The sequence below is a fragment of the Aeromonas schubertii genome (assembly GCF_000820105.1).
Lineage (GTDB): Bacteria > Pseudomonadota > Gammaproteobacteria > Enterobacterales > Aeromonadaceae > Aeromonas > Aeromonas schubertii.
This window is the reverse complement of sequence record NZ_CDDB01000026.1, coordinates 1-21838: the sequence shown is the minus strand read 5'-3', so window position 1 is coordinate 21838 and position 21838 is coordinate 1. Positions and strand designations below refer to the sequence as shown.

23 protein-coding genes are annotated in these 21838 nt (G+C 59.2%); 6 read left to right on the top strand and 17 right to left on the bottom strand.

Annotated features, from left to right (window positions below):
- Nucleotides 1-417 precede the first annotated feature (417 nt).
- Nucleotides 418-597 carry a hypothetical protein gene (locus BN1133_RS05155; protein WP_050665484.1) on the bottom strand — a complete coding sequence of 60 codons (180 nt, stop codon included), beginning with the start codon at nucleotides 595-597 and terminating at the stop codon, nucleotides 418-420.
- Nucleotides 598-1022: 425 nt separating this feature from the next.
- Here BN1133_RS05155 and BN1133_RS05150 point away from each other — a divergent pair, with 425 nt between their 5' ends.
- The gene (locus tag BN1133_RS05150; protein ID WP_050665483.1) at nucleotides 1023-1565 is read left to right on the top strand and encodes a metal-dependent hydrolase; all 543 of its coding nucleotides are present in this window, start codon (nucleotides 1023-1025) and stop codon (nucleotides 1563-1565) included.
- Here BN1133_RS05150 and BN1133_RS05145 read toward each other — a convergent pair.
- From BN1133_RS05145 to aroF, 16 genes are all read right to left on the bottom strand, one after another.
- Nucleotides 1552-1878 carry a hypothetical protein gene (locus tag BN1133_RS05145; protein WP_050665482.1) on the bottom strand — a complete coding sequence of 109 codons (327 nt, stop codon included), beginning with the start codon at nucleotides 1876-1878 and terminating at the stop codon, nucleotides 1552-1554. The genes BN1133_RS05150 and BN1133_RS05145 overlap by 14 nt on opposite strands.
- Nucleotides 1879-2688: 810 nt before the next feature.
- Nucleotides 2689-3285, bottom strand: coding sequence for a hypothetical protein (locus tag BN1133_RS19575; RefSeq protein WP_082177911.1), 597 nt, complete (start codon nucleotides 3283-3285; stop codon nucleotides 2689-2691).
- Between the two features lie 107 nt (nucleotides 3286-3392).
- Nucleotides 3393-3929 (bottom strand): hypothetical protein, encoded by a 537-nt coding sequence (locus BN1133_RS05140; RefSeq protein WP_050665481.1) that lies wholly within the window; start codon nucleotides 3927-3929, stop codon nucleotides 3393-3395.
- Nucleotides 3930-4036: 107 nt separating this feature from the next.
- On the bottom strand, nucleotides 4037-4573 hold the full coding sequence (locus BN1133_RS19570; protein ID WP_082177910.1) for a DUF3916 domain-containing protein: 537 nt from the start codon (nucleotides 4571-4573) through the stop codon (nucleotides 4037-4039).
- A 123-nt stretch (nucleotides 4574-4696) separates the two neighbouring features.
- On the bottom strand, nucleotides 4697-5494 hold the full coding sequence (gene sseB / locus BN1133_RS19565) for an enhanced serine sensitivity protein SseB (RefSeq protein ID WP_082177909.1): 798 nt from the start codon (nucleotides 5492-5494) through the stop codon (nucleotides 4697-4699).
- A 152-nt stretch (nucleotides 5495-5646) separates the two neighbouring features.
- The gene (locus tag BN1133_RS20005) at nucleotides 5647-5949 is read right to left on the bottom strand and encodes a hypothetical protein (RefSeq protein ID WP_153006748.1); all 303 of its coding nucleotides are present in this window, start codon (nucleotides 5947-5949) and stop codon (nucleotides 5647-5649) included.
- Between the two features lie 337 nt (nucleotides 5950-6286).
- On the bottom strand, nucleotides 6287-7111 hold the full coding sequence (locus tag BN1133_RS19555) for a GIY-YIG nuclease family protein (RefSeq protein WP_153006747.1): 825 nt from the start codon (nucleotides 7109-7111) through the stop codon (nucleotides 6287-6289).
- A gap of 1204 nt (nucleotides 7112-8315) precedes the next feature.
- Entirely contained in the window at nucleotides 8316-8735 is a 420-nt protein-coding gene (locus BN1133_RS05135; protein WP_050665480.1) for an energy transducer TonB, read from the bottom strand.
- A 36-nt stretch (nucleotides 8736-8771) separates the two neighbouring features.
- A complete protein-coding gene (gene tolA / locus BN1133_RS05130; RefSeq protein WP_050665479.1) occupies nucleotides 8772-9164 on the bottom strand; it encodes a cell envelope integrity protein TolA in 393 nt (130 codons plus the stop codon).
- 460 nt (nucleotides 9165-9624) lie between these two features.
- Nucleotides 9625-10431 carry a tryptophan synthase subunit alpha gene (gene trpA / locus BN1133_RS05125; RefSeq protein WP_050665478.1) on the bottom strand — a complete coding sequence of 269 codons (807 nt, stop codon included), beginning with the start codon at nucleotides 10429-10431 and terminating at the stop codon, nucleotides 9625-9627.
- Nucleotides 10431-11621 (bottom strand): tryptophan synthase subunit beta, encoded by a 1191-nt coding sequence (gene trpB, locus BN1133_RS05120; protein WP_050665477.1) that lies wholly within the window; start codon nucleotides 11619-11621, stop codon nucleotides 10431-10433. The genes trpA and trpB overlap by 1 nt, the downstream gene beginning before the upstream one ends.
- Before the next feature lie 14 nt (nucleotides 11622-11635).
- Nucleotides 11636-13048 (bottom strand): bifunctional indole-3-glycerol-phosphate synthase TrpC/phosphoribosylanthranilate isomerase TrpF, encoded by a 1413-nt coding sequence (trpCF, locus tag BN1133_RS05115; RefSeq protein WP_153006746.1) that lies wholly within the window; start codon nucleotides 13046-13048, stop codon nucleotides 11636-11638.
- Between the two features lie 8 nt (nucleotides 13049-13056).
- A complete protein-coding gene (trpD, locus tag BN1133_RS05110) occupies nucleotides 13057-14067 on the bottom strand; it encodes an anthranilate phosphoribosyltransferase (RefSeq protein WP_050665475.1) in 1011 nt (336 codons plus the stop codon).
- Between the two features lie 14 nt (nucleotides 14068-14081).
- A complete protein-coding gene (locus BN1133_RS05105; RefSeq protein ID WP_050665474.1) occupies nucleotides 14082-14678 on the bottom strand; it encodes an aminodeoxychorismate/anthranilate synthase component II in 597 nt (198 codons plus the stop codon).
- 11 nt (nucleotides 14679-14689) lie between these two features.
- Nucleotides 14690-16285, bottom strand: a complete 1596-nt coding sequence (locus tag BN1133_RS05100) for an anthranilate synthase component 1 (RefSeq protein WP_050665473.1) — start codon at nucleotides 16283-16285, stop codon at nucleotides 14690-14692.
- Nucleotides 16286-16301: 16 nt separating this feature from the next.
- On the bottom strand, nucleotides 16302-17315 hold the full coding sequence (gene aroF / locus BN1133_RS05095) for a 3-deoxy-7-phosphoheptulonate synthase (RefSeq protein WP_050665472.1): 1014 nt from the start codon (nucleotides 17313-17315) through the stop codon (nucleotides 16302-16304).
- A 365-nt stretch (nucleotides 17316-17680) separates the two neighbouring features.
- On the opposite strand from aroF, the gene rnm reads away from it, so the two are divergent.
- From rnm to rluB, 5 genes are all read left to right on the top strand, one after another.
- A complete protein-coding gene (gene rnm / locus BN1133_RS05090) occupies nucleotides 17681-18559 on the top strand; it encodes an RNase RNM (RefSeq protein WP_050665485.1) in 879 nt (292 codons plus the stop codon).
- 108 nt (nucleotides 18560-18667) lie between these two features.
- A complete protein-coding gene (locus BN1133_RS05085) occupies nucleotides 18668-19288 on the top strand; it encodes an L-threonylcarbamoyladenylate synthase (protein WP_050665471.1) in 621 nt (206 codons plus the stop codon).
- Nucleotides 19288-20115: a segregation and condensation protein A gene (locus BN1133_RS05080; protein ID WP_050665470.1), complete on the top strand. Its 828-nt coding sequence runs from the start codon at nucleotides 19288-19290 to the stop codon at nucleotides 20113-20115. Before BN1133_RS05085 ends, BN1133_RS05080 begins: the two co-directional genes overlap by 1 nt.
- Entirely contained in the window at nucleotides 20090-20674 is a 585-nt protein-coding gene (gene scpB, locus BN1133_RS05075; RefSeq protein WP_050665469.1) for an SMC-Scp complex subunit ScpB, read from the top strand. The genes BN1133_RS05080 and scpB overlap by 26 nt, the downstream gene beginning before the upstream one ends.
- Complete coding sequence (gene rluB, locus BN1133_RS05070; RefSeq protein WP_050665468.1) at nucleotides 20667-21584, top strand: 23S rRNA pseudouridine(2605) synthase RluB; 918 nt, start codon at nucleotides 20667-20669, stop codon at nucleotides 21582-21584. Before scpB ends, rluB begins: the two co-directional genes overlap by 8 nt.
- Nucleotides 21585-21838: the final 254 nt, after the last annotated feature.

Genomic DNA, 21838 nt, shown 5'->3' with positions numbered 1-21838 from the left:
GCTGTGGCGAGTGACTTCTTGCTGGCCCAAGAAGTCACCAAGAAGGCCTTCCCCCGCCAATCCGACCGCTGCGCGGTTGCCCTCGGCTCGGTCGCCAGGTCGGACGGACCGCCGCAGATGGGGCATCCATGCCCCGCTGCGGCTGCGCCATCATCCCTGATGGCGCTCCTCCCCTCGGCGGATTGGAGGGGGTAGACAATACCGTGCCTGACAGTGACTGGGGTGGCAGATTGCGGCTCTGTTGGCCGCTACGCGGCACTCAAAATGGTGAGTGTCCCTATTTCGCTATTTCGCCCTTGCAGGTGGCTGCACTACCGTGCCCGACAGTGACCGGGGTGGCAGATTGCGGCTCTGTTGGCCGCTACGCGGCACTCAGAATGGTAGGCATCCCATGGGGGGGGCCAAGAGGGGGACAACTCAGCGGGGGCGCGATCTCTTGACCCTCTGATAGACGGTAGTGGCCAGGATGAGCAGAAACATGGCGACATAAAACAACATGGGTGGGTCGAAGTAGAGGCTATCCGGCAGGCTGCATACGTAGAGAAAGGCGACCGCCAGAAGCGGTTTGAACAGAAGTTGGATGGCGGTTTTTATCATGGTGACGGTTCTTGCTGGGTGAAGGCGTAAGCCTGTGTAATGACAACATAACAGAAAAGTGGGAGTCAAAATTTCCTTATCCCAATTTCCTTATGTGAGCCGAAGTGACTACTTAACACTATCGGGTTCTCTATGTAAGCGGCTGTCTAAATGAACATTTCAAGTTAACGCACCAAGGATGGTCGGCTCTGCGTTCAGCAAACAACGAACGAGCCAATGCGCAGGGTATAAACGACATGATTTCAGCCCTGGTTTGGGAGAAATCGTGTCACAGCCGTTTTCATCACTTTCAGAGAGACGCCTCTTCTGACTGATGGATAAGGATTCGATGGGGGAATCCAGCAACATAATAAGAGGATGACTTCACCTTCACTTCACTGAGCGGAGATAAGGTAGGCTCACGTTTTCAGATGGATCTTTGTCCTATGCCCACCATAGTCACCCACGCCGCCGTCCCTCTCTGCCTTGGGCTCGGGCTTGGCAGCTGGCTCATCCCGCCGCGCCTGTTGCTGGCAGGGATTGCCATCGCCATGCTGCCCGATGCCGATGTGCTCGCCTTCAAACTGGGGGTAGCCTACGGCCATGTCTTTGGTCACCGCGGTTTTACCCACTCACTGCTGTTTGCCTTTGCCCTGCCCACGCTGGCCATGCTGTTTCACCGCCAGTTAAGGGCCCGCGCCGCCACTGTCTGGTCGTTTCTGCTGGTCTCTCTGCTCTCCCATAGCCTGCTCGATTCCCTCACCACCGGCGGCAAGGGGGTTGGCTGGCTCTGGCCGTGGCGTGACGAGCGCTTCTTCGCCCCCTGGCAGGTGATCCGGGTCGCCCCCTTCAAGCTGGAGGCCTATCTCACCGCCCGAGGGGAAGCGGTGATCCTCTCCGAGCTCTACTGGGTCTGGCTGCCGGGGATTGTATTGATGCTGATCTTGATGGGATGGCGGGTGTGGGGAAAGGGTCCTAGGGGATGCTGAGACTGGCGACCAAATGATGAAGATAGTCATAGCTGTGCCACTGGGCGGCACAGAGAGCGAGCAGGGCTGAGGCCTCCAATGCACCTCGATCCCGGTTCCGGAGTAATATCCACAAGGCATGCAGTATGCAGAGACTCAGACTCGTCAGATATATGAGGGCTAACGCCACTTCAATCAAATCCGATATACCGTAGGGATCATTCGGATTGTGATAAAGCTGGTCATAGACAAAGGCGCGAAATCCGAGTCGGATCAGAAAGAATGAAAGGCAGAGGGTGGCAAGTTGTTTTGTTTTTCGGCTGATTTCTGTCATGCAATGTCTCAAATCTTCCAACGCTAATTTTTGGGGCTGAGATGTCGCTGGACTGGGATACCCATCATTTTGAATGTTGACTATGCTACGCCTGACCCAGAAAGGTAGGTGTCCCAGATTTGTGTTTGCGGTGTAATGACAACATAACAGAAAAGTGGGAGTCAAAATTTCCTTATCCCAATTTTCTTATGTGATCCGAAGCGACTACTTAATACTATCGCGTTCTCCATGTAAGTTCGCGCTCCGAGTCGACCTATAAATCTGTAACCAGGGTGGATTGAAGGGGGAGCGATACCGTGCCCATTTGTGACTGGGGCGGCAGATTGTGGCTCTGTTGGCCGCTACGCGGCGCTCAGAACGGTGGGTGTCCCAATTTCGTGGCTCGGTCGCCAGGTCGGACGGACCGCCGAGCAAAAGCGGAGCTCGGCCAAGCTCCTTCGCCTGTGTCAGGCATCTTGATGCGGCTACGCCGCATAGAGGTTTCGCCCGCCCTGCGGGCTGTGGCGAGTGACTTTTCTTTGCGTGGCCAAAGAAAAGTCACCAAAAGAAAGGCCACCCCCGGCAAGCCGTCCGCTGCGCGGATGCCCTCGGCTCATTGAACGGGTTGGTCGTACCGCCGCACACGGCACGTTCATGTGCCGCCTGCGGCTGCGCCGTCTTCCCTGACGGCGCTACTGACCCGTTCAACTCACCTCGGCGTCTTGCAGGGGGGGGCAATACCGTGCCTGACAGTGACTGGGGTGGCAGATTGCGGGTCTGTTGGCCGCTACGCGGCACTCAAAATGGTGAGTGTCCCAATTTCGCCGCTTGTTATAGCGTTCCAAAATGGATAGTGAACGAACTAGATGCTTTTATACATGCATAAAGGAACACACCATAAGAAGACAAAACACTCCCAACACTCAAAACATTAATGAAATTACCTGTTTTTCGCCATTCGCTCGCATACGAAAATTGCGATAGATAAGTTGTCCCTGTTGCGAATGCCGCCAAAAGCACACCAATGCAAAACAACAAAATTGAGTGGGTTAGAGCATTTGTAACTAGCTTGGTTGAACCTTCAGTCCATATTTTTCCAGTAAAGGCTAGCAACGCAGCAGCTGCACCACCATTTATAATCATGCTAGATTTTAAAGCAGCTTGTCCCGCAGTAATAACAGACTTAAACATTTCGATGCTATGTGAGGTCATATTCTGAGACGCCGCTATATTTCTAGCGTTGTTCGCCTCAAATTCCTTCAATAAACGTTCATGCTCAAGTTTGTTAAACTCCCCAACTTGTTCGGCTCTCTTCTCTAATTGAGCCATGAAGTTATCCATTGCTTCAATTGAAACCGATATTTCGCCTGCTTGTTTTGTATTACCAAGAGCCTTTCTAACTTCCTGAGTCACTTCTTTTGATTTCAACGATTAACCTCATAAATCAATGTAAGCTATAACATTTGCCATAACTGGCAATAAAATGCGGTGCGACGAAGGCGCGCCGCGTTTTGTTGTCCGGGTTGATGACGTTGTTAGAGCATGCCGGCTTTGCGTAACAATATTGCGGCATTAATTGCTTTCCGTATTGCAGTGCCAATTTCAGAATGTTTCCGCCCATTGGAAATTGAACAAAGTGCTTTTAGTTCCTTTTCGTTTGTAATCCTGGGTGCTGCTTCGATTTCAATTACAGAGTTAACGGTTCTTATATGTGCGTATATGGACTTTTGCTCAAACGCCTTTCCTGTCTTGGCGCCAGATGCCTTATAAGCGGCCCAGTCGTATAGTTTTAAGTTCGTTAAATCTCGCTCATTATTTGGTTTGAAATCTAAGAGCTTCTCGCACAGAGCTAGCCCTAATGACTCGTCAGATGTGTTCATATCAAGAACGGTCGGTACCCCATACTCTGCGATGCCAGCAATAGAACACACTATAAACTTGACATCGTCATACAGATACAGAGATGCGCGGAGTTCCACGCCAAGTCTCTTCTTGGTGTCGATGAGTTCACGAGTTGATTGATCTGACAATGCCCTCGCTTGATCTTTTTTCTTAAATAGACTTCCGAACATAGTGTGCTCTAACGCCTCAAACCCCGGCTTGGTGAAGTTGGCGGCTTTTTTGGAACAAAAAAGGTGACCGCTTTACCAAGTCCGCGTGCTTTGACTTGTTAACCGTTTTATCTCGCACTAAAAGACCACCATTCTTCTTCATAAGTCGTGATCTCACCTTCCCATTCGTCTTTTGTTCTATGCACGTAACCTTTTTGAATTATCGGATTCGGCACATCAAAGTTTAACACGCTGGATAGCTTTCGATTTTCGATAGGAGTTAAAGATTGCCACTCGCTATTTCGGTCATAGAATGAATCATAATACTCTTTATCAAAGAATATACAGACCTCACTACCAAACATTTGCGGGTAGGTTATTAGCGCTGAAACAATGGCATAATTATATTCGTCCGGTCTTGCTTCAAATAAATGCTTTACGGCCCTCAATATTGCTTGTGCACAGTGAGCCTGAATCTCATTAGTTGTTGTAGGCGGTCCAACTAACCTATCAAGTACTGGAATCTTCCAGTTGCAGTACTTCTCATCTGCATACTCAGAAGGGAAGCATCCTTCAAATGAGTCAGCCCAATTATCCAAAGCACGGAGCCTTCTCTTTATTCCACGTACTTTTTCTTTTGGTCTATTGACACTTATTCTTCGCATGATCTTATTCGGTTAACGCCTTGCTCACCGGCACATACTGCGGAGAGCGTTTTTGTGTAAAATGGAGCGCAGCGACACACACAAAAACGAGCGTAGCAGTATGTGTCCGAGTGCAGCAACTTGTTATGCCTTACCCACACCAAACCACGATTTGAGCTTTGTACCCCATTTTTTCTCGTAGAATGGCTTAGTTTGATTTATAAAGTACTGGCTCAAACCAAAATCATTTTCATTGACCACGTAGAGATCAACAGGCTCGCCTTTAGGCGCGGTATCACCAGCCACGTTGCCAGCCTCTCTCATTACCTTCTCAATATCACCATCTGCCTCTATGCCAACTATTAGATGTGGTTTCTCATCAACAGATGTGTCATGCATGAGTGCCAGATAAGCTTTTTTAACATTGCCATGCTTTGCCAATAGCTGTGTAAGTGAGTCAACCATTTGTGATGGGTAATTAGAAGGCTGCCCAAGAAGAACTTTGGTTTCTTTCTCTACCACTCTCTGAGATGGAGCCTGACTGATACCGATAGATAACAAGTGTGCAACTTCCTCAGGAACAAACTCTTTACCATAATCTGATTTGGGGTTAAGAAATAGCGTAGCTCCTTGTGTCATTTCAAACAAAGAACGTACTGGTAGGGCCAAATATGATTCTTCGTTATTGATTGATTTTTGCAACACTTCAAGCGACGAAAAGAAAGGAATTACAGGTGAGCCATCTGGCTTTTCCCAATGCTGGATTTGAATTTTACTACCAGCTTCGAGATTCACTTCTCCATCCGTGCCTGGTACTCCAGTTGTACCAAGAAAAAATACCTGAGAGCTTAGTAGGACCTCACAGAATTGTGGTCGATGGGCTGGTTCGTTAGCAGCCAACCTTAAAATTTCTTCTAGTTTATTTTCTTCGGATATTTCCACGATTCTTCCTTTAGGCATAACGCCCTGTTAAGGGGTGAGCAACGCAATACCGATGCCGCCGCATGCCACCTTAAACACTAAAACCAACGCATAGTGAAAATGCTACGCGTTGCGAATCCCTCTTGAACAGTTTGTTAGAGCGCAACTCACAGTTAACCATCAAACCTCACATTTAATTCATCGATAACTGTATTATCTTGAATGAGTTGAACTTGAATTTTGCTCACATCAGGTAAGTTTTGAAATGGTCCCGAAGGGTCATATGACTTGTAATATAGACGAACTCGGCTACCATCAGATTCAACTTTCTGAACGTCCATTCTCATATAATTGAATTCACCACTAACTTGCCAATCTAGTTCCTTGAATGTGTTAACAAGAGTATCTGTATCTAAGTCTAACTCTGCTTTTCGAACTAAAGACTTAACGAACTCATATGTTTCTTTAGCTTCCATTTTTCACTTTCTCCTGCGCTCTAACAGTGATTAGATGGAAGGCGGTACTAATCCGTTAGCAGAGCATTCCATCTAACTCCGTAACATTTCAATCGCCGCCAAGTAAAAATCACCATGAAATCATAATATTACAGATTACGTCAGGTGTCCGTGCGTATTCGCTTGACTTCTTCTTTTTGCGCCACCATTACTACTGTATGAAAAAACAGTGTGTGGGTCAGTGACGAAAATGGGACAGTCATAATTTTGGTTCTATTGATCATTATGCGGCACTCAAAATGGTGGGCGTCCCAACTTCACCATTTTTGGATCTATTGGTGTGATTGTTATGTGTTGTTTAGTTTGCATTATATCCAAACGTTCTACTGCACAGAACGTCTTTCCAGTATGACTCTCGAGCCAAAATATCATTGGAGCTTGCATGTGTGTCAGCTATTTCTAGAACGGAATACTTAAAGTGATAACTATATTCATTGCCTTCTTTAGACAAAAGGGAAACTAATTCTCGATTGCTTCCATGACCATTCCCAGCGTACTCAGACCAGCGTTGCCAAATTCCACCTTCGCCAGTAGCACTACCTACATATAATTTTCCTGTTTTCGTATCCGTAATCAGGTATACGCCTGAGGCATTGGACAAAGCCCCTTTCCATGAGGGGATGTTCTGAGATACTATGATCTCCAATTTTTTCTTTGAAAGATTAATTTTATTGTATCCAGCGAACTCTTCAATAACCATTTTCTCAGGCTTTATTTCAGCAACAAAAATATTACTAGACCAATTCTCTGCATTTAAATATGATTGCCTCCCAGAACGAGAGAATTCGACCACAAGCCTGCCTGAAAATTCTTGAAGCTCATTTAGTTCTGACGTTTTATAATAATAGTAATTCTCTGTTTCAACATAAATGCAACCCCTTGAAGAAAACCCACCAGCAAATAACCATTTGTTGGCTCCAGGGAGCTGCAACAGTGAAACAATGTATTTTCGCCCAAAGTTCTGTCTTGATTGCCAAGACTGCCATTCTTCAAAGTTACCAGCCAAGAAGACATCCACGGGATTTTCAGTTCCATTCCATACTGCAAGGTGGATTTTGCAATCCTCTTCCTTAATACACGGAATATTTATTTTCAATAAATCAAAAAGAAGCACTTGATTCATTCCTTTTACACATAATGCCGCCTGCTGTGGCCGAGAGAAATGAACATAAGGCAGTCACTATATTGAGTCGGTCGTTGTGGGCAGCTCTTGCTGATCCATTCCATCCAGCAAGGCTACCGCCCCTGAATTTCAGCCTCCAGTCTGCTGCTGTTAACCTGCGATCTTGCCTTGGCCTGGCTCATGGGTGACTCCGATGAGGCGGTTGCCAAACGGCTATGTTAGCGAGTGGCGCGGGGGAGGGAAGCAGGAGACGATGGTTTCCTGAGCAAGATCAATAAATTAATCAGCTTGAGTCGTGTTGGAGTAGATCAGCAATGCCGAAGGGGCTAATCAGTTCGTCGTTCCAGTTATCAGCAAGAGCATCAGGGCGGCAGGGTATTGGCTCCCCCTTCAATCCGCCGAGGTGAGGGCGCAAGGTCAGGGACGATCAGTGGCTACATCAATGCATCCCGTATCGGTAAGAGTATCCGTGGGGCAGGGTATTGGTTCCCCCTCTGATTCGCCGAGTTGAAGCCATCAGGCCAGGTCGCGAGACAGGGATGTACAACGAATACATCAACCGAGGTTGCGAAGGGGCAGGGTATTGGCTCCCCCTTCAATCCGCCGAGGGGAGGAAGCAAGGTCAGGAGCGCCATCAAGGATGATGGCGCAGCCGCAGGCGGCATAGGGATATGCCGTGTGCGGCGGTCCGTCCGACCTTGCGACCGAGTCGAGGGCAACCGCATCGCGGTCGGATTGGCGGGGGAAGGCCTTCTTGGTGACTTCTTGGGCCGGCAAGAAGTCACTCGCCACAGCCCGCAGGGCAGGGCGAAATCCCTATGCGGCATAGCCGCATCAAGATGCCTGCTATAGGCAAGGAGCTCGACCGAGCGCCCCCAGGTGGGCGGGCGAAATCCCTATGCGGCGTAGCCGCATCAAGAGCCCCGTCGTAGGTAAGGAGCTTGACCGAGCGCCCCCAGGTGGGCGGGCGAAACCCCTATGCGGCGCAGCCGCATCAAGAGCCCCGTCGTAGGCAAGGAGCTCGACCGTGCGCCTCCAAGTGGGCGGGCGAAGCCCTTTCGAGGGCAGAGCCCTCGCGCCCTATGCGGCGCAGCCGCATCAAAGGGCTTGCCATAGGCAAGGAGCTTGGCCGAGCGCCTCCAGGTGGGCGGGCGAAGCCCTGCACGGGCGCCATCCCGCAGGGATAGGATGACTCCAGGTCCCCCTAATCGGGGATGGCGCTCTTGTAGCCGCCCATGGGGTTAATCGTCAGCCTCATACTCTCAATCATGAACAACTCCTGGCTGCTGAGGCGGGAGGTATCGAGAATGGGGGCCCGCGTGATGGCCTTGAGCGCCGCCTCTTCCAACGCCTTATTACCAGAAGACCAGATGATGCGGGGATGAGCCTGCCCCTTGCTATCTATGTTCATGCTGACCTTGACCGCATGACCGATATAAGACTCTTCAAGCAGCAGATAGCGTTCCAACAGGGGGACCAAGGTTGCCGACCATTGGGAGAGATGATCGCCCCTTGATGACGCGAGCCGGCGAGCGGCGCAATCGTCATTGCCGGTCTGATGGTTGATGGGCGTGCCGCAGCCGGACAGGATAACGAGGGTGGCGAAAAGGGGAAGTAACTTCATGGTGTCCTTACCAATTCAAACATAAAGCGGTATTCATCACGGGGTGACGTTCAGTTCTATCTTTTTGACCATATCGAACTCTGCGGGAGTGAGTGACGACACGTCTATGACGGGTGATTTATCGATAGCAGCGAGCGCCGCCTCCTCCAGCCCCTTGTTACCGGAAGACCAGGTGATCTTTCGTTGGCTCACCCGGCCAAGCGGGTCCAGGGTGATGCTAAGCCTGACCGAGTGGCCAAAATACCCCTTTTTTACCCATAGGTTGGATTGCCATAGGCGCATGGTGTTGTTGCCCCACTCACAGAGTTTTTTCTCCATAGGGCAGCCTGGTGCCTCTTGGGCTGGCGTCACTTGCGGCGGGTCATGGGGGATGGGCGTGCCGCAGCCGGACAGGATAACGAGGGTGGCGAAAAGAGGGAGTAACTTCATGGTGTCCTTACCATTATCGAAGAGTGTGAGTCGCGATTAACGGCTTGATCCCTTCATGCCTTAGAGCAAAGACTCAAGAGAGTAGCGCTGACGCCTTGATGTGAAAAATATTATTAACGGGGTTCTGTCGTGCTGGTGCATGGGGAAGGCGATGGGCTCAATGAGACAGGTGTAACGTTGGCTCGCGAATGCTTTCAAGCAGCAACAAGGGCATCAAATGGGGGCGGTGTTGGATAGCCGCTGCGAGTAGAAGGGACTCGACGAAGGAGAGCGGATCTGTGGGGTTGGCCGCTCGATGGGTGACTTCTCTTCGGCCACGCAAGAGTCACGCGCCACCGCCCGCAGGGCGGGCGAACCCCCTATGTGGCGAAGCCGCATCCAGGGGTTAAAAAAAGGGAACCCATCAGGCTCCCTCGTTGCAAACCGCCACTCACGGCCAACGGCCGTTGAGCAACGCCAATCAGCGATTGGTCGCCGCCTTCATCCCTTCCACAAACTCCTTGAGGCGCACCAGCATGCGGGCCGGATCCTGATGGTGGGTCTCGATGATCTTCACCACGGCCGAGCCCGAGATGGCGCCGGCAGCGCCGGCCTTGATGGCGTCACGCACCTGGGCCGGCTCGCTGATGCCAAAGCCGAGCAGGGCGGGGGGGGCGCCGAACTCGCGCAGGGTGTTAATAAGCCCCTCTACCGGCATGCCGGCCTTGGTTTCGGCGCCGGTCACCCCGGCCCGGCTCACCAGGTAGGTGTAACCGCGGCCGAGCTCGGCGACGGCCTTGAGGGTCTCGCCGTCCCCGTTGGGGGGGGCGATAAAGATGCTGTCAATGCCAAACCTGTCGGCGGCGGCCTTGTAGGGCTCGCACATCTGCACCGGCACGTCGGCCACCAGCACCGAATCCACGCCAGCTTGCTGGCACTTCTCGTAGAAGCCGTCGATCTTGCGCACATAGACCAGGTTGGCGTAGACCAGCAGGCCAATGGGCAGGCTTGGGTACTTGGCGCGGATGCGCCCCAGCAGCTCGAAGCAGCGATCCGGCGTGGTGCCACCCGCGAAGGCGCGCAGGGTGGCACCCTGGATGGTCGGGCCGTCGGCCACCGGATCCGAGAAGGGGATGCCGAGCTCGAGGGCGTCGGCGCCCCCCTCGACCAGGGCGTCGACGATGGCGAGCGACAGCTCGGGGGTGGGGTCGCCCAGGGTGACAAACGGCACGAAGGCGCCCTGCTTGGCGGCATCGAGACGGTCAAACATATCCGCATAGCGATTCATTACAGGACTCCTTGTTTTTGAAAAATGTCGGCGACGGTGAAGATGTCCTTGTCGCCCCGGCCGGAGAGATTGACGATGAGCACCTGCTCTTTTTCCGGCTCGCCGCGCGCCATCTTGAGGGCGTGGGCCAGGGCGTGGGAGGACTCCAGCGCCGGGATGATCCCCTCGGAGCGGGCCAGCTCCTGGAAGGCGTCGAGGGCCTCCTGATCTGTGATGGAGACATACTCGGCGCGGCCGATGGCGGCCAGATGGGCGTGCTGGGGGCCGACCGAGGGGAAGTCGAGGCCCGCCGAGACCGAGTAGGACTCCTGGATCTGCCCCTGCTCGTCTTGCATCAGGTAGGAGTGCATGCCAAAGAAGACCCCCTTGCTGCCGTGGCCGAGCGGCGCGCCGTGCTCGCCGCTCTCGATACCGTGGCCACCCGGCTCGACGCCGATGAGACGCACGGAAGGCTCATCGATGAAGTCCGCAAACATGCCGATGGCGTTCGATCCGCCGCCGACGCAGGCGATGACGGCGTCGGGCAGGCGCTCCTCTTTTTCGAAGCATTGGGCCTTGGCCTCCTCGCCGATCATCTTCTGAAACTCGCGCACTATGGTCGGGAAGGGGTGCGGGCCAGCGGCGGTGCCGAGCAGGTAGTGGGCGCTCTCATAGTTGGCGGCCCAGTCGCGCAGCGCCTCGTTACAGGCATCTTTGAGGGTGGCCGAGCCCGAGTGCACCGGGATCACCTCGGCCCCCATCAGCTTCATGCGAAAGACGTTGGGCTTCTGCCGCTCGCAATCTTTGGCCCCCATATAGACCCGGCACTTGAGCCCGAGCAGGGCGCACGCCAGTGCAGTGGCCACGCCGTGCTGGCCGGCACCGGTCTCGGCGATGATCTCGCACTTGCCCATGCGCTTGGCGAGCAGGGCCTGGCCCAGCACCTGGTTGGTCTTGTGGGCGCCCCCGTGCAGCAGGTCTTCGCGCTTGAGATAGAGGCGGGTCCTGGTGCCCTTGGTGAGGTTGCGAGTCAGGGTGAGCGGGGTCGGGCGCCCGGCGTATTCGGTCAGCAGGGCCTGGAACTCGGCCTCAAAGGCCGGATCGTCCTTGGCATCGACAAAGGCCTTCTCCAGCTGGAGCAGGGCCGGCATCAGGATCTGCGGCACGTACATGCCGCCAAATTCACCGAAGAAGGGGTTGAGCAGGGTCATGGTCATCTTCCTTATCAAAGCTGGTGCAACTGGTCGAACGCGGCGGCAAGTTTGCCCGCATCCTTCACGCCGGGGGCAGACTCGACCCCGGAGTTAAAATCAAGGCCCAGGCAGCCCACCCGGGCCGCCTCGAGGGCGTTAGCGGGGCCGAGCCCCCCGGCCAGCATCAGGCGCGACTTGTCGAGCCCGGCGAGCAGGCCCCAGTCGAAGGCGACGCCGGTGCCGCCGCTCTGGCCGGCCACCTTGCTGTCGAGCAGCAGGCGATCGCAGGGGTAGTCGAGGGGAGGCAGCGGCTCACCGGCCGTCACCGGCACCGCCTTCCAGATCTGGCACCCTTCCGGCAGCAGGGGGCGCAGGCGGGCGATGAAGAAGGCGTCTTCCTCCCCGTGCAGCTGCACCGCCGCGAGCCCCAGCGCCTCGACTGTCTTGGCGATGGTCTCGGGCTGGGCGCCGCGAAACACCCCGACGTAATCGAGGGGGGCGCCGGCCATCACGGCACGGGCGGCCGGGATGTCCACGTAGCGCGGGCTCTTGGCCACGAAGATAAGGCCGCCGTAGACGGCGCCGGCGTGATAGGCTGCGGCCGCGTCTTCGGGGCGGGTCAGGCCGCACACCTTGTTCTGGCCCAGCACCAGTTTGCGCACCGCGCGGGGCAGGTCGGCCTCGGCCATCAGGGAAGAGCCCACCAGGAAGGCCTTGGCATGGTCGCGCAGGCTGGCCACCTGGGCCCTGTGATAGATCCCGGACTCGCTCACCACCAGGCGATCGCCCGGAATGCGCGCCGCGAGGTGACGGGTGCGCTCGAGATCGACGCTGAGATCGCGCAGGTCCCGGTTATTGATGCCGATGACGGGGGCGCCGAGGGCGATGGCCCGCTCGGCCTCTTCGTCGTTGCTCACCTCGGTGAGCACCCCCATGCCGAGCTCGCGGGCGATGGCGAACAGGGTGCGATACCCCTCGTCGGTGAGCACCGAGAGCATCAGCAAGATGGCGTCGGCCTGATAGTGGCGCGCCAGATAGACCTGGTAGGGGTCAATCATGAAGTCCTTGCACAGCACCGGCTGGCTGACCCGGCCACGCACTCGCGGCAGGAAGGCAAACTCCCCCTGAAAATAGGGCTCGTCGGTCAGCACCGAGATGGCGGCCGCATAGGGGGCGTAGGCGTCGGCGATCGCCTCGGGGTGGAAGTCGGCGCGGATGAGACCCTTGGAGGGAGAGGCCTTCTTGCACTCCATGATGAAGCGGGTGCCGCCCTGGCGCAGGGCCCCCTCGAAGTCCCGATCGCTTGGGGTCAGGCTCCCCTGGAAGCTCTCCAGAGGCTCCTTGAGCTTGCGCTCCTCCAGCCACTGCAGCTTGGTCGCGACAATCTTGCCGAGAATGGTCTGACTGAGGGAGGGGTGATTGAGCATGATGTGGTCCTTGTGCATCGATTCCATTATTCGGCGTGGCTTAAGACGGCCAGGGCACGGGCCAGCTCGGCGGCCTTGCCGCTCGCCAGCACCGCCAGCACCCGCTCGGCCCCTTCCTTCAGGCTCTTCACCTGGCCTGCCATCAGCAGCAGGGGGGCCACGTTGGCGGCGATGGCGGCGTTGTGGGCCGGGGTGCCCTGCCCCGCCAGGATGGCGGCGGTGATGGCCCGGTTCTCTTCGGGCTCGCCACCGGCGATGGCGCTCACCGGGTGGGTCTCGAGCCCAAAATCGGCCGGGGTCAGCAGGTATTCGCGGATCTCCCCGTCACGGATCTCGGCCACCTGGGTCGGGCCGTGGATGGCCACCTCGTCGAGGCCGGCGCCGTGTACCACCATACCCGTTTTCAGCCCCAAGGCCAGCAGGGTTTCGGCAATCGGACGCACCAGTTCGGGGGCATAGACGCCCATCAGCTGATAGCCGGGACGAGCCGGGTTGATGAGCGGCCCCAGTACGTTGAACAGGGTGCGGGTCTTTAGGGCCTGGCGCACCGGCATGGCGTGGCGTACCCCGGCGTGGTACTGGGGGGCGAACAGGAAGCAGACCCCCAGCTCGTCGAGGCAATGGCGCGCCTGCTCCGGGCTCATGTCGAGCCGGATCCCCATCTTGTCGAGCAGATCGCTCGAGCCCGACTTGCTCGACACCGAGCGGTTGCCATGCTTGGCCACTTTCAGGCCGCAGGCGGCGGCCACCAGGGCCGAGGTGGTGGAGACGTTGATGGTGTTGAGGCCGTCGCCACCGGTGCCGACGATGTCGCAGAATGCGTAGTCCGGGCGCGGGAAGGGGCGGGCCTCGGCCAGCAGCGCCTCGGCGGCGCCGGCGATCTCTTGCGGGGTCTCCCCCTTGATCTTGAGGGCGGTGAGCAGGCTGGCCAGCAGCACGGGCTCCACCTCGCCGCGGATCACCTGACCGAAGGCGTCACGGGCCTGTTCACGGCTGAGGCTGTGGCCCTGATAGAGAGTGTTGAGAAACTGATGCATATGAGCCTCCTTGCTTACTGGGGATCGCCGGCGCGGGTGATATGGGCCAGGGCCTGGGTCAGCAGGCGGGCCCCCTCGCTGGTTAAAATGGATTCCGGATGGAACTGAAAGCCGAGGGCGCGATCCTCGGGTTGCTCGATGGCCATGGGCATCCCCTGATAGTGGGCGGTCACCGTCAGCTCGGGGGGCACATAGGTGGCGACCAGGGAGTGGTAGCGGGCCACCGGCAGGGGGTGAGAGAGGCCGGCGAAGGGGCCGTGGCCGTCGTGTTCAATCAGGGAGCGCTTGCCGTGGACTATCTCGCCGGCCGGGCCGACCGTGCCGCCGTAGGCTTCGCACAGGGCCTGATGGCCGAGGCAGATGCCGAGGATCGGCACCTTGCCGCGGGCCAGGGTAATGAGCTCGATGAGGCAGCCCGCCTCATGGGGGGCGCCCGGTCCCGGCGAGAGCACCAGCACCGCCTCGCCGTCACAGGCGGCGATCTCCTCCATGATACGGGCGGCGGGCAGGCTGTTGCGGTAGATGCGCACCGGATAGCCGAGGGAGCGGAACTGATCCACCAGGTTGTAGGTGAACGAATCGAAGTTATCGAGCAGGAAGATGTTAGTCATGGGTCACTTCCTTATTGTTCGGTGCTGACGCTGAGGGCTTGAAGGGTGGTGCCGTGGCTGGCGGCGATGGCCGAGAGCACGGCGGCGGCCTTGGCGCGGGTCTCGTCCGCCTCGGCCTGCGGCTTGGAGTCGTAGACCACGCCGGCGCCGGCCTGCACATGGGCGACCCCATTTTTGACGAAGGCGGAGCGGATCACGATGCAGGTGTCCATCTCGCCGTCACCGCTTACATACCCCACGGCGCCGCCATAGCTGCCGCGTCGCTTCCCCTCCACCAGACGAATGAGCTCGCTGGCGCGGATCTTGGGGGCGCCGGTCAGGGTGCCCATGTTCATGCAGGCCTGATAGGCGTGCAGGGCGTCGAGATCGGAGCGCAAGGTGCCCACCACCCGGGAGACCAGGTGCATCACGTGGCTGTAGCGATCCACCTTGAGCAGGTCCTTCACATAGCGGGTGCCGGGCTCGCTGATGCGGGCGATGTCGTTGCGACCGAGATCGACCAGCATCAGGTGCTCGGCCACCTCTTTTTCGTCCTGGCGCAGCTCCAGCTCGATGCGGCCATCCAGATCGGCGTTGATGGTGCCATCGGGGTTGAAGCCACGGCGGCGGGTGCCGGCGATGGGGTACATCTCCACCTGGCGGCTGGTGGCGCTGAATTTCACCGCACTCTCGGGGGAGGCGCCAAACAGGGTGAAGCCCTCGTCCTGCACGAAGAACATGTAGGGGCTGGGGTTGGTCTGCTTGAGGCGGCGATAGGCGGCGAGCGGCGCGGGGCAGGGGAGGGAGAAGCTGCGCGACGGCACCACCTGGAAGATGTCGCCCTTGCGGATGAAGCCCTTGAGGCGCTCCACCTCGGCGCAGAAGCGCTTGTCATCCTGATCGACCGCGAGATTGCCGGTGACGACCGGGGCGGCCTGCTCCGGGGCCGGGGCGGCGGCGCAGGCCTCCTTGAGCTCGGCCAGGCGCGCCGAGAGACGGCGATAGCCGGGGCCGAAGGTGTCGCCCCCGAACACGCAGGCCTGCAGCCGGGTGGTCAGCATCTGGTGGTCGATGGTGATCAGGGTCTCGGCCACATAGAAGCAGTAGTCGGGGCAGTCGTTGCTCCCCTCTGGCACCTCGGGCAGATCCTCGTAGGCGGCGATCAGGTCATAGGCGAAGCTGCCGCCGAGAAAGAGGCTGCCCGCCTCCTGCTCGGTCTGCAGTTCGTTGATAAGGGTGCGCAGGGCGTCGAGCACCCCCACCGCCTTGAGGCGGCTGTCCTCATCCTGCGCCTGATCGGCGCGCGGGAAGGTGAGCAGTAACTCACCCTTGGCCCCTTGGCTGCGCTCAACCCCTGCCGGCAGCCGCTCGGCCAGCAGCCGTTGCAGCGGCTCACCGTTGGGGGTGAGGGGGCGCACCCCGACCCGCTGGCCCCGGCACTCCAGGCGCAGGCAGGCATCGGCCAGCAGCAGGCTCTGGGTGCCGGCCTTGCTGTCTATCTCGGCCGACTCGAGCAGCAGGGTGTTGGGGCGCTCGCCGCACAGGGTGCGATAGAGGGCGAGGGGGTCGGCCACATAGGGGGCCGACAGTCGCAGGGATTCAAACTTGCCGAGGGGAAGCGGGGTCATGGTGGCATCCTTTCAGTCAGAGGTGGCGGCCGGCGGCCTGCACGAAGGGGGTCAGCTCGGCCACCAGCTGGCGGAACAGGGGCTCGGTCAGGGCCTGATGGCCGTCCGAGAGCGCCTCGGCCGGGTTGAGGTGAGCCTCGACGATGACACCGTCGGCCCCCACGGCGGCGGCGGCGCGCGACAGGGGGATCACCAGCTCGCGGATGCCGGTGCCGTGGCTCGGGTCGACCAGCACCGGCAGGTGGCTCTTCTGCTTGAGCAGGGCGACCGCATTCAGGTCAAGGGTGTTGCGGGTGGCGGTCTCGAAGGTGCGGATGCCGCGCTCGCAGAGGATGATGCGATGGTTGCCGGCGGCATAGATGTATTCGGCGGCCAGCAGAAACTCCTCGATGGTGGCCGACAGGCCGCGCTTGAGCAGTACCGGCTTGTCGGTCTGGCCCACCGCGGTGAGCAGGCGGAAGTTTTGCATGTTGCGCGCGCCTATCTGCAGGCAGTCGACGTATTGGCACATGAGATCCACGTCGCTGGCGTCCATCACCTCGGAGACGGTGGGCAGGCCGTGTTCGCGGTTGGCCTCGGCCAGCAGCTTGAGCCCCTCCTCCCCGAGTCCCTGGAAGCCATAGGGGCTGGAGCGCGGCTTGAAGGCACCGCCGCGCAGGGCCTGAGCCCCGTGGCGCTTGACCATGGCGGCCACGCTGTGGAGCTGCTCGCTCGATTCCACCGAGCAGGGGCCGGCGATGAGGGCGAAGGTATCGCCGCCGACCGTGAGATTGCCGATGCGCACCTGGCTGTCGTGGGGGTGCAGCTCGCGGCTCACCAGCTTGTACTTGGAGAGGATGGGCTTGACCGACTCGACCATGGGGTCCGCATCGAGGTTGAGTTGCTCGAGCACGCGCTCGTCGCCGAGGGCCCCCAGCACGATGCGCTCGGCGCCCGGCAGGTAGAGGGGCTTGAGGCCGGTGCGCTCGATGCGACCGAGCAGGGTCTTGGCGTCGGCTTCGCTGGCGGTGGGCTTGAGTACGATGATCATGTCCTGGTTTCCTTAATCGTAAATGTCGCTAAATCAGTGAGTTGGAGTGGATTGGGTCAAGCCGCGCCATCGCCGGGTCAGTTTCATCGGTTTCATCGCTCGTCCATTTGCCGGATAATAAAAAAGCCCGCTGATGTCAGCGGGCTTTTCTTGGGTTCTTTCTCTGCTGCCAGGTTTTACAGATGCAGCAACCACCACACGCCCGCTATGAGGGAGTGTGCCACCACCAGATCAGGTTCAGGGTGAGGGTTGCGAGCATGATGAGATTATCCTGTTGCCTTGCAGTTGAAGTGCGTACAGTAAAACGATATTCCGGCGAGCAAGTCAAGCCGCTTTTTTCAGCCATGGAGCACCCCATCCCCTTGTTGCGATTCGATCTGCACTCTCATACCACCGCCTCGGACGGTCACCTCTCCCCCAGCGAACTGGTGCGCCGCGCCGCCGAAAAGGGGGTGGGTGTGTTAGCCATCACTGACCACGACACCCTTGCCGGGCTTGATGAGGCGGCCGCCACCCTCGCCGCCGAGGCGCTGCCCCTTCGGCTGGTGAGCGGGGTCGAGATCTCGAGCGGTTGGGAGTCTCACGAGATCCACGTGGTCGGGATCGGCGTCGATGTAAAAAATGATGGCCTGCTCACCTTTTTGGCCGATCAGGGGCGCCGCCGCCGGGAGCGGGCCGAGGAGATGGGGCGCCGGCTCGAAAAATGCGGCATCCCCGGTGCCTTCGAGGGGGCCCTGGCCCTGGCCGGTGACGCCGAGGTGACCCGTGCCCACTTCGCCCGCTATCTGGTGAGCGTCGGGGTGGCCGACTCCATGCAGAAGGTGTTCAAGAAGTATTTAAGCCGTGGCAACAAGGGCTATGTGCCGGCCCAGTGGCCCGAGATGGCGGCCGCCATCGCCATCATCCAGCAGGCCGGCGGGCGCGCTGTGCTGGCCCACCCCAGCCGCTACGATCTCTCCACCAAGTGGCTCAAGCGGCTGCTGGTGGCCTTCAAGGCCGCCGGGGGGGATGCCATGGAGGCCTGCCTGCCCCAGCAGAGCCCCACCGAGCGCGCCAACCTGGGCCAGTGGGCCGAGGAGCACGGCCTGCTCATCTCGGTGGGATCGGACTTCCACTTCCCCCAGCCCTGGCTGGAGCTGGGGCGTGGCCTGTGGCTGCCCAAGCATGGCCGCCCCCTGTGGCAGGCCCATCCCGAGCTGTTCGGGCTCACCGCCGCCGATGTCACGGCAGATGCAAGCGCCTGAAAAGGGGCGCACAATAGATTTTTGTGGGCTCGAGCGTCGGGCCCGTTCGATGGCGGCCGCTGCCGCCCCATTGCGTGAGCAATCGCCGGGATCACCCCGGGAGGTACCATGAGTCAGCATTTTTACGTTCACCCCGACAACCCGCAGGTCCGCCTCATCAGCCAGTCGGTGCAGATCCTGCAAAGCGGCGGCGTCATCGCCTATCCGACCGATTCGGGCTATGCCTTGGGGTGCATGATGGGGGACAAGGGGGCGCTCGAGCGCATCTGCCGCATCCGCCGCATCGACGCCAACCACGACTTCACCCTGATGTGCCGCGATCTCTCCGAGCTCGCCACCTATGCCCGGGTCGAGAACAGCGCGTTTCGCCTCATCAAGAACAACACCCCGGGGGCCTATACCTTCATCTTCAAGGCCACCAAGGAGGTGCCGCGCCGCCTGATGAATGAGAAGAAGAAGAGCATCGGCATCCGGGTGCCCGACAACAAGATAGCCCTGGCCCTGCTCGAGGCGATCGGTGAGCCGCTGCTCTCCACCACCCTGATCCTGCCCGGCTCCGAGATGGCCGAGTATGATCCGGAAGAGATCGCCGACAAGCTCGGCAAGCAGCTCGATCTGGTGATCAACGGCGGGTATCTGGGCGAGCAGCCCACCACGGTCGTGGACTTTTCCGATGACGAGCCGGTGATCCGTCGCCGCGGTGCCGGGGACCCGACCCCCTTCGAGTGATGACGTCCCCCATCGCCCTGGTCGAGGGCAAGCCCTATACCGAGCTGCCGCAGGATCTCTTCATCCCGCCGGACGCCCTCGAGGTCTTTTTAGAGACCTTCGAGGGCCCCCTCGATCTGCTGCTCTACCTCATTCGTCGCCAGCAGCTCGACATCCTCAACCTGCCCATCGTCGAGATCACCAACCAGTATCTGACCTATGTGGATCTGATGCGTGGCCTCAACCTGGAGCTGGCGGCCGAGTATTTGCTGATGGCGGCCTGGCTGGCCGAGATCAAGTCGCGCATGCTCCTGCCGCGTGCCCCCGAGCTCGAGGAAGAAGAGGGGGAAGACCCCCGGGTGGCCCTGGTGCGCCGCCTGCAGGAGTACGAGCGCTACAAGGTGGCGGCCGAGGGGCTCGACGCCTTGCCACGCCTGGAGCGGGAGATTTTTGTGGCAAGCGCCCTGCCGCCCGATTTTGGCGCTCTCAAGCCGCTCGCACCCGACGTCGCCCTGATTGAACTCGCCTTGACCATGCAAAGTGTGGTAAAACGCGCGACTCACTTTGAGCACCATCAGATAAGACGCGAGCAGATCCCGACCCGGGTGCGGATGGCCGAGATCCTGGCCAGGCTCACCCCGGGGGCGACCCTGCGTTTCGAGCAGGTGCTGCAGGCGGATGAGGGGCGCATGGGGGTCTTGGTGACGTTTCTCGCCCTGCTCGAGCTGTGCAAGGAGTCCCTCATCTGGATCCTGCAGGCCGAGCCCCTTGGCCCCATCCATTTTGCCCTGGCGGACGGGGCGAGCGACCCGGAGCATGACCATGGCCCTGCCCACACCCCGGCTTAAGTGCCTCATCGAGGCGGCCCTGCTGGTGGCCGGGCGGCCGCTCACCGTCGCCGAGATCAAGGGGAGCGTGCTGGCCGACTACCCGGTCACCTCCCGCTACGTGCAGCTGCTGCTGGCGGAGCTGAAACAGGAGTACGAGCCGCGCGGGGTGGAGCTTAAAGAGGTCGCCTCGGGCTGGCGCTTTCAGGCCCGTCAGGAGTACGCCGAAGAGCTCGCGCGCCTGTGGAGCGAACGGGCGCCGCGCTATTCACGCGCCGTGATGGAGACCCTGACGCTGATCGCCTATCGTCAACCCATCACCCGGGCCGAGATAGAGGCGATCCGCGGCGTGGCGGTCTCGACCCAGATAGTCACCACCCTCAAGGAGCGAGGCTGGATCCGCGGCATCGGCCACAAAGAGGTGCCGGGCCGCCCCGAGTTGCTTGCCACTACCCGCGAGTTTCTCGACTATTTCAATTTGAAGAGCCTGGATCAGCTCCCCGAGCTGGACGAGGCACAAACCCCGTTGTCGGTCCCCCTGGCCGAGAGCGCACAACAATCAGGTAAACCCGATGAGTGAAAAACTGCAAAAAGTGCTGGCCCGTGCGGGTCACGGCTCCCGTCGTGAGATGGAGGCCCTGATCACCGAGGGTCGGGTCAGTGTGGATGGCAAAGTCGCCACCCTGGGAGATCGCGTCGAAGCCAACGCCGTGATCCGGATTGACGGCCACACCGTCAAGACCAAGCCCGCCGAAGATCTGATCTGCCGCGTTCTCGCCTACCACAAGCCGGAAGGGGAGATGTGTACCCGTCACGATCCCGAGGGGCGTCCGACCGTGTTCGATCGCCTGCCGGCCCTCTCCGAGGGGCGCTGGATTGCCGTCGGTCGTCTCGACGTCAACACCTCGGGCCTGCTGCTCTTCACCACCGACGGTGAGCTGGCCAACCGCCTGATGCACCCGCGCCACGAGGTGGAGCGCGAATACGCGGTGCGCGTGTTTGGCGAGATCAACGAAGCCATGCTCCAGCGTCTGCGCAAGGGGGTGCAGCTCGAGGATGGCATGGCCAAGTTCGACAAGATCAAGCCGGCCGGCGGCGAGGGTCTCAACCAGTGGTTCAACGTCACCCTGACCGAGGGGCGCAACCGTGAAGTGCGCCGCCTGTGGGAGTCCCAGGAGGTGCAGGTGAGCCGTCTGATGCGGATCCGCTACGGCGACGTCAAGCTCGACCGCGCCGTCCCGCGCGGCGGCTGGCAGGAGCTCAAGCTCACCGAGGTGAACTACCTGCGCGAGCTGGTGGGCCTGCACCGTGAGACCGAGTCCAAGGTCGACGTGCATGCCGACAGCAAGGCCAACCGCCACAAGCAGGCTGCCCAGATCCGCCGCGCCGTCAAGCGCCACAAGGAGCTGCAGTCCACCGCCGGTGGCCGCGCCCGCACCCCGGCCTCCCGCCGTCGTCCCTCTACCCGCAACTCGGGGAGCGGTCAGTAAGCTGACCCAGGCGGCTTGCCGGCTGACCGGTGAGCCCTGGATGATAAAAAACCCGTCGAATGACGGGTTTTTTTGTGGGACGTGCGGGGGAGCTCGGCCAAGCTCCTTGCCTATGGCAGGCATCTTGATGCGGCTATGCCGCATGGGGGAGGGGGTAATCAGCGCGGCGCATTGCCATCATCAGGTAAGGTATGCGGCTGCGCCGCATGGGACGCGAGGGCGTTGCCCTCGACAGGTTTCGCCCGCCCTGCGGG